Source organism: Nocardioides sp. CPCC 206348 (assembly GCF_048654705.1).
Lineage (GTDB): Bacteria > Actinomycetota > Actinomycetes > Propionibacteriales > Nocardioidaceae > Nocardioides.
The window spans coordinates 35,468-42,519 of the sequence record NZ_JBMCZA010000183.1 but is presented as its reverse complement, the minus strand read 5'-3'; the positions used below and the strand labels follow the sequence as shown (position 1 = coordinate 42,519).

General features: G+C 68.0%; 6 protein-coding genes. 5 read left to right on the top strand and 1 reads right to left on the bottom strand.

Annotated features, from left to right (window positions below):
• Positions 1-477, top strand: a 477-nt coding sequence (locus ACOADB_RS14955; protein ID WP_378600095.1) for an MBL fold metallo-hydrolase, incomplete at its 5' end; no start/stop codon positions are given.
• 44 nt (positions 478-521) lie between these two features.
• Here ACOADB_RS14955 and ACOADB_RS14950 read toward each other — a convergent pair.
• Positions 522-1,097 carry a dihydrofolate reductase family protein gene (locus ACOADB_RS14950; RefSeq protein ID WP_378600093.1) on the bottom strand — a complete coding sequence of 192 codons (576 nt, stop codon included), beginning with the start codon at positions 1,095-1,097 and terminating at the stop codon, positions 522-524.
• Positions 1,098-1,245: 148 nt separating this feature from the next.
• Here ACOADB_RS14950 and ACOADB_RS14945 point away from each other — a divergent pair, with 148 nt between their 5' ends.
• From ACOADB_RS14945 to ACOADB_RS14930, 4 genes are all read left to right on the top strand, one after another.
• Positions 1,246-3,138, top strand: coding sequence for an ABC transporter ATP-binding protein (locus ACOADB_RS14945; protein ID WP_378600090.1), 1,893 nt, complete (start codon positions 1,246-1,248; stop codon positions 3,136-3,138).
• 130 nt (positions 3,139-3,268) lie between these two features.
• Entirely contained in the window at positions 3,269-5,947 is a 2,679-nt protein-coding gene (acnA, locus tag ACOADB_RS14940; RefSeq protein ID WP_378600088.1) for an aconitate hydratase AcnA, read from the top strand.
• A 106-nt stretch (positions 5,948-6,053) separates the two neighbouring features.
• Positions 6,054-6,248, top strand: coding sequence for a hypothetical protein (locus ACOADB_RS14935; RefSeq protein ID WP_378600085.1), 195 nt, complete (start codon positions 6,054-6,056; stop codon positions 6,246-6,248).
• A 48-nt stretch (positions 6,249-6,296) separates the two neighbouring features.
• A partial coding sequence (locus ACOADB_RS14930; RefSeq protein ID WP_378600083.1) for a DNA polymerase beta superfamily protein occupies positions 6,297-7,052 on the top strand: 756 nt, incomplete at its 3' end.

Here is a 7,052-nt window from a genome sequence, read left to right as displayed (position 1 = left end):
CTCGAAGGCGTGCTTCCCGAACCGCTGCCCTCAGACCCACTGACCGTCGACGGCGTCGAACTGCAGGTCATCGCGGTGAAGCAGGCCGACATCCACCCCACCTCGATCGTGCACGTGCCCGAACTCGGCCTGGTGGTCGCTGGCGACGCCGTCTACAACGAGATCCACCCCATGCTCGGCCTGTCGGGCCCCGAGGAGTGGAAGGACTGGCTCGAGACGATCGACTTCATCGAAGGGCTCGAGCCGACCATGATCGTCGCCGGACACCGTCGACCTGACGGCGACGACCACGCGGTGCGCGACATGCTCGCGCAGACACGCGCCTACATCCAGGACTTCGCCGTCGAGTTCGAGGCGAACGACACGCCCGAGGCGCTCGTCGACGCGATGGTCGCGAAGTACCCCCATCACGGGAACCTCTGGACCCTGCAGTTCTCTGCCATCACCGCGATGGCGGACATGGCCCTCGGCAACTGAGCGGTGGTGCCCCCTGCTGGAACCGGCGGACCCGGCGCAACGGGTCAGCGCACGACGTCGTAGCAGAGCTTCTGCACGCCGTTGGCGTAGGTCTCGCTCTCGACCAGGGCCAGCTTCTGACGCTCCTTGGCGGTCTCGCTCCACATCCGCTTGCCCTCGCCGAGGACCCAGGGGAACACCAGCAGGTGGTAGCGGTCGAGGAGACCGGCGTCCGCGAGACCGCGGGCCAGGCTGGCCGACCCGTGGATCGAGATCGGACCGCCGTCGGTCTCCTTGAGGGCCGCGACGTCGGCGAACGTGCGCAAGATGGTGGTGTCGCCCCAGTTGTCGACGAGGTCCTCGTCCTGCAACGTCGTCGAGACGACGTACTTGGGCATCGCGTTGTACTTCGGGAACTCGGTCGTCATCTTCGGCCATACCGGCGCGAAGGCCTGGTAGCTGACCCGGCCGAGCATGAGCGCGCTCGCCTCCTCCTGTTCCCGGGCCTTGAGCTCGTAGACCTCCTCGAGGAAGTCGATGCCCTGGAAGGTCCAGCCGCCGTTGGGGTAGTCGGCCTCCGGGCCGGGTGCCTGGACGACGCCGTCGACGGAGACGAAGGCGGTGTAGATCAGGGTGCGCATGGGGGACCTCCTGGGTCGGTTGGGGGCGCTTCCATCCTCTCCACGAAGGGGTGTGTGTCGATACGACAGACACGCCAGAACTTTTCTGGGGCACGTGGGGAGCGCGCGACTTGTCCTCAAGTCGGCTTGAGGTCCTACCGTCAGGTCCATGAGCATGGAATCAGTCGCGATGGGCCAGATGTTCCGAGCGATGCACGCCTCGGACGAGCGTCGGGACTTCAGCTGGGAGACCGCTCGCCGGATCTTCCGTTTCGCCCGGCCGCAACGGCGCCAGCTGATCGGCTTCGTGCTGCTGAGCGTCGCGAGCTCCTCCCTCGCGGTCGCGACGCCGGTGCTCGCTGGCAAGGTCGTGAACGCGATCGTCGCGAGCGACGCCCAGGACGTCGTGGTCCGGCTGGCGCTGGCCATCGCGGGCATCGCCGTGCTCGACGCCGCGATGGGGCTGTGGTCGCGGTGGCTGTCGTCACGGATCGGGGAGGGGCTGATCCTCAACCTGCGCACCGCGGTCTTCGACCACGTCCAGCGGATGCCGATCGCGTTCTTCAGCCGGACCCGGACCGGCGCCCTGGTCAGCCGCCTGAACAACGACGTCATCGGGGCCCAACGGGCCTTCAGCTCGACCCTGTCGGGCGTCGTGGGCAACCTGGTCACGCTCGCGTTGACCCTCGTGGTCATGATTGGGATCTCCTGGCAGGTGACCCTGCTGGCGCTCGTGCTGCTGCCCGTCTTCGTGGTTCCGGCCCGACGGATGGGCAAGCGCCTGGCCGGGATCCAGCGAGAGGCGGCTGACCACAACGCGGCCATGGGCAACCAGATGACGGAGCGCTTCTCCGCCCCGGGGGCCACCCTGGTGAAGCTCTTCGGACGTCCGGAGCAGGAGTCGGTCGAGTTCGCGGCCCGTGCCCGACGGGTCGCCGAGATCGGGGTCCGCACCGCGATGGTCCAGACGACCTTCATCACCGCCCTGACGCTCGTGTCGGCGCTGGCCGTCGCCGTCGTCTACGGCCTCGGTGGCAGCCTGGCGCTGCGGGGCACCCTGGACGCCGGTGACGTGGTCGCGTTGTCGCTGTTGCTCACGCGCCTCTACGCCCCGTTGACCGCGCTCGCCAGCGCGCGGGTCGAGGTGATGAGTGCCCTGGTCAGCTTCGAGCGGGTCTTCGAGGTCCTCGACCTCGCGCCGCTGATCACCGACCGCCCGGGTGCCGGGAAGGTCACGGACGGACCAGTGGCCGTCGAGCTCGTTGACGTCCGCTTCGCCTACCCGTCGGCCGACAAGGTCTCGCTCGCCTCCCTCGAAGCGGTCGCCACCCTCGACACGCGCGGCGGCGAGGAGGTCCTGCACGGCATCTCCCTGCGCGCCGAACCCGGGCAGGTGGTGGCCCTGGTGGGTTCCTCGGGCGCGGGCAAGTCGACGATCGCGCAGCTCGTCTCCCGCTTGTACGACGTCGATTCCGGCTCCGTGCGGCTGGGCGGCGTCGACGTACGCGACCTGACGGCGGAGTCGATCCGGGGAGCGGTCGGGATGGTGACGCAGGACGGCCACCTGTTCCACGACTCCATTCGCGGCAACCTGCTGCTTGCCCGACCCGAGGCCACGGACGCCGAGATCTGGGACGCGTTGACGCGTGCGCGGCTGGCCGATCTCGTTGGTGCACTGCCCGACGGCCTCGAGACGGTGGTGGGGGAGCGTGGCTACCGGCTGTCCGGTGGCGAGCGCCAGCGCCTGACGATCGCGCGGCTCCTGATGAAGCAGCCACGGGTCGTCATCCTCGACGAGGCCACGGCGTCCCTGGACTCCACGTCCGAGGCCGCGGTCCAGGCCGCCCTCGCTGAAGCGCTGTCCGGCCGGACGGCACTGGTGATCGCGCACCGCCTCTCGACGATCCGCGCAGCCGACCAGATCCTGGTCGTCGAGGACGGCACGATCGTGGAACGTGGTACCCACGCCGAGCTGCTGGCCCGGGGCGGGCGCTACGGCGAGCTCTACCGCACGCAATTCGCTGAGACGGATGGAATTCCGACACCTTCTGATGTATCTTGACGTCAAGAGATATCGAAGAAGCGATGTCCGTGGGAAGTTAGGTCGACCTCACTATCCGTGCCCCGCCTGACGGCGGCAGGATGCAGGGAAGACGTACCCCACACCGAGAAGTCGATGGACGGAGACCCGGATGCCCAGCAAGGACAGCTTCGGCGCCAAGAGCAATTTGGATGTGGACGGCAAGTCCTACGAGATCTTCCGACTCGATGCGGTGACCGGCGAGGGCCTGGACGTCTCCAGCCTGCCGTTCTCGCTGAAGGTCCTGCTGGAGAACCTCCTGCGCACCGAGGACGGTGCCGACATCACCGCCGAGGACATCAAGGCCCTGGCCGGTTGGGACGAGACCGCCGAGCCCGACAAGGAGATCCAGTTCACGCCGGCGCGCGTGATCATGCAGGACTTCACCGGCGTGCCCTGCATCGTCGACCTCGCCACCATGCGCGAGGCGATGGCGGACCTCGGCGGCGACGCCACCAAGATCAACCCGCTCGCGCCCGCCGAGATGGTCATCGACCACTCCGTGATGGCTGACGTGTTCGGCACGCCCGAGGCGTTCGAGCGCAACGTCGAGATCGAGTACGAGCGCAACCGCGAGCGGTACCAGTTCCTTCGCTGGGGCCAGACCGCGTTCTCCGACTTCAAGGTCGTCCCGCCGGGCACCGGCATCGTGCACCAGGTCAACATCGAGCACCTCGCCCGTGTCGCGTTCACCCGCGAGATCGACGGCGTGACCCAGGCCTACCCGGACACCTGCGTCGGCACCGACTCCCACACCACGATGGTCAACGGCATCGGCGTGGTCGGCTGGGGCGTCGGCGGGATCGAGGCCGAGGCCGCGATGCTCGGCCAGCCGGTCTCCATGCTGATCCCGCGCGTCGTCGGCTTCAAGCTCAGCGGCGACCTGCCCGAGGGCACCACCGCCACCGACCTCGTGCTCACGATCACCGAGATGGTGCGCAAGCACGGCGTCGTCGGCAAGTTCGTCGAGTTCTACGGACCCGGTGTCTCCGCGCTGCCCCTGGCCAACCGCGCCACCATCGGCAACATGAGCCCCGAGTTCGGCTCCACGATCGCGGTCTTCCCGATCGACGAGGAGACCATCAAGTACCTCAAGCTGACCGGGCGCTCCGACGAGCAGCTCGCGCTGGTCGAGAGCTACGCCAAGGAGCAGGGCCTCTGGCACGACCCGTCGGCGGAGCCGCGCTACTCCGAGAAGCTCGAGCTCGACCTCGCCAGCGTCGTCCCCAGCCTTGCCGGCCCGAAGCGTCCGCAGGACCGCGTCGAGCTGTCCAACGCTGCGTCGGCCTTCGCCGGTGAGCTCCCGGGCTACAGCTCGAACGTCGACGCGAAGATCCCCGTCACGCTCGCCGACGGCACGAGCTTCGAGCTCGAGAACGGTGCGGTGACGATCGCCTCGATCACCTCCTGCACCAACACCTCGAACCCGTCGGTGATGATCGGTGCGGCGCTGCTCGCCAAGAAGGCCGTCGAGAAGGGCCTGACCCGCAAGCCGTGGGTCAAGACCACCCTCGCGCCCGGCTCGAAGGTCGTCAGTGACTACTACGAGAAGGCCGGCCTGACGCCGTACCTCGACAAGCTCGGCTTCAACCTCGTCGGCTACGGCTGCGTCACCTGCATCGGTAACTCCGGTCCGCTCATCCCCGAGGTCTCGCAGGCGATCAACGACAACGACCTCGCCGTCGTCTCGGTGCTCTCGGGCAACCGGAACTTCGAGGGCCGGATCAGCCCCGACATCAAGATGAACTACCTGGCCTCGCCGCCGCTGGTCGTGGCGTACGCGCTCGCCGGGTCGATGAAGGTCGACCTGTTCAAGGACCCGCTGGGCCAGGACCAGGACGGCAACGACGTCTACATGCGCGACATCTGGCCGAGCCCGGCCGAGGTCGAGGAGACGATCGCGATGGCGATCAACTCCGACATGTTCGGCGACTCGTACGCCGACGTCTTCGCCGGTGACGACCGCTGGCGTGCGCTGCAGACGCCCGAGGGTGCGATCTTCGAGTGGGACGAGAACTCGACGTACGTCCGCAAGGCGCCGTACTTCGACGGCATGTCGGACCAGCCGAGCCCGGTCACCGACATCTCCGGTGCGCGGGTGCTGCTGAAGCTGGGCGACTCGGTCACCACCGACCACATCAGCCCTGCCGGTGCGATCAAGAAGGAGTCGCCGGCCGGCCGTTACCTCGCCGAGCACGGCGTCGAGGCACGCGACTTCAACTCCTACGGTTCGCGTCGCGGCAACCACGAGATCATGATTCGCGGCACCTTCGCGAACATCCGCCTCCGCAACCAGCTGGCTCCGGGCACCGAGGGTGGTGTCACCCGCGACCTCACCGTCGAGGGCGGCCCCGTCACGTCGGTCTACGAAGCCTCCGAGAACTACATCGCAGCGGGCATCCCGCTGGTGGTCCTCGCCGGCAAGGAGTACGGCTCGGGCTCATCGCGCGACTGGGCGGCCAAGGGCACCTCGCTCCTGGGCGTCAAGGCCGTCATCGCCGAGTCGTACGAGCGGATCCACCGCTCGAACCTGATCGGCATGGGCGTCATCCCGCTGCAGTACCCCGCGGGCCAGTCCGCCGAGACGCTGGGCCTGACCGGCGAGGAGACCTTCTCCTTCACGGGGATCACCGCCCTCAATGACGGCGTCACCCCCGGCACGGTCAAGGTCAGCACGGACACCGGTGTCGAGTTCGACGCCGTCGTCCGGATCGACACCCCCGGTGAGGCGAATTACTACCGCAACGGCGGCATCATGCAGTACGTCCTGCGGAACCTGCTGAAGGCCTGACCCGACGCTGGTCGAGGAGGTTGCGCAGCAACCGTCTCGAGACCACGGCCCGTCCCTCCTCGTGAGGGGCGGGCCGTCGGCGTTTCGGTGCAGGTAGCCTGAACAGATGGTGGTCGTCGCAGGTGCGGTCCTGGGAGTTGTTGCGCTGTCGCTCATGATCCTGACCGGGATCGGTGAGCACCGTCGTGGCGCAGGGGCACCGCTGGTCGTCCTCGCCGGTGCCTTCTTCCCGATTGCGTGGGTCGGCTGGTATCTCAAGGACGACCTGCCGGGCCGCCGCCAGGCACCTCGCGTCGCCTGACCGAGAACTCGCTGGCTGGCCATCGTGCCGGCGCCGTAGCGTGCGCGCATGCGCTCCATCCCCACTGACTTCGACGCGACCGTCGTTGCTGACATCGACGCACGCCTGGTTGCCGTCGAGCAGGACAACGACGTCCGGGTCCCGTGGGCGATCGAGAGCGGCAGCCGTGCGTGGGGGTTCGCATCTCCGGACAGTGACTACGACTGCCGGTTCTTCTACGTCCGTTCCCGCAAGGCGTACGCCGACCTGTGGCCGTCGCGCGACGTGATCGAGACACCGCTCGAGGGGCTGCTGGACGTCAACGGCTGGGACCTGCGCAAGGCGGTTCGGCTGGCCGTCGCCGGCAACGCGACGGTTGGGGAGTGGCTGCGTTCGCCGTGGGTCTACCGAGGCGACCAGCAGTTCCGCGATGACCTGCTCGAGCTGGTCGCCGCCGTGACCGATCCCGTCCGGCTACGACGCCATTACCTGCACGTCGGACGGGCGCAGTGGGCGCACGCGGACGAGGGTGCCGGGAGCGTCCGGCTGAAGCGGGTCTTCTATGCCATCAGGCCCGCAGTCACCCTGCACTGGCTCGACACCAACTCGGGTGTCCCGCCGATGAATCTCGACGAACTGCTCGCCGAGACCGTTGTTCCTGATGACGTCCGGGCCGAGATCGCAGACCTGCGCGATCTCAAGTCCCGCACGCGAGAGCTAGGGAGTGCACCAGCTCCGCAGGCCATCGCGCACTGGACGGAGGTCACCTTCGCTGCGGTGGACGACGCGTTCCGAGCACCCTCCGACGGGCTGAGGGCTCGAGCA

Coding starts and splice junctions, on each gene's coding strand:
- ACOADB_RS14950 (WP_378600093.1), bottom strand. CDS start 1,097: ATGCGCACCCTGATCTACACCGCCTTCGTCTCCGTCGACGGCGTCGTC.
- ACOADB_RS14945 (WP_378600090.1), top strand. CDS start 1,246: ATGAGCATGGAATCAGTCGCGATGGGCCAGATGTTCCGAGCGATGCAC.
- acnA (WP_378600088.1), top strand. CDS start 3,269: ATGCCCAGCAAGGACAGCTTCGGCGCCAAGAGCAATTTGGATGTGGAC.
- ACOADB_RS14935 (WP_378600085.1), top strand. CDS start 6,054: ATGGTGGTCGTCGCAGGTGCGGTCCTGGGAGTTGTTGCGCTGTCGCTC.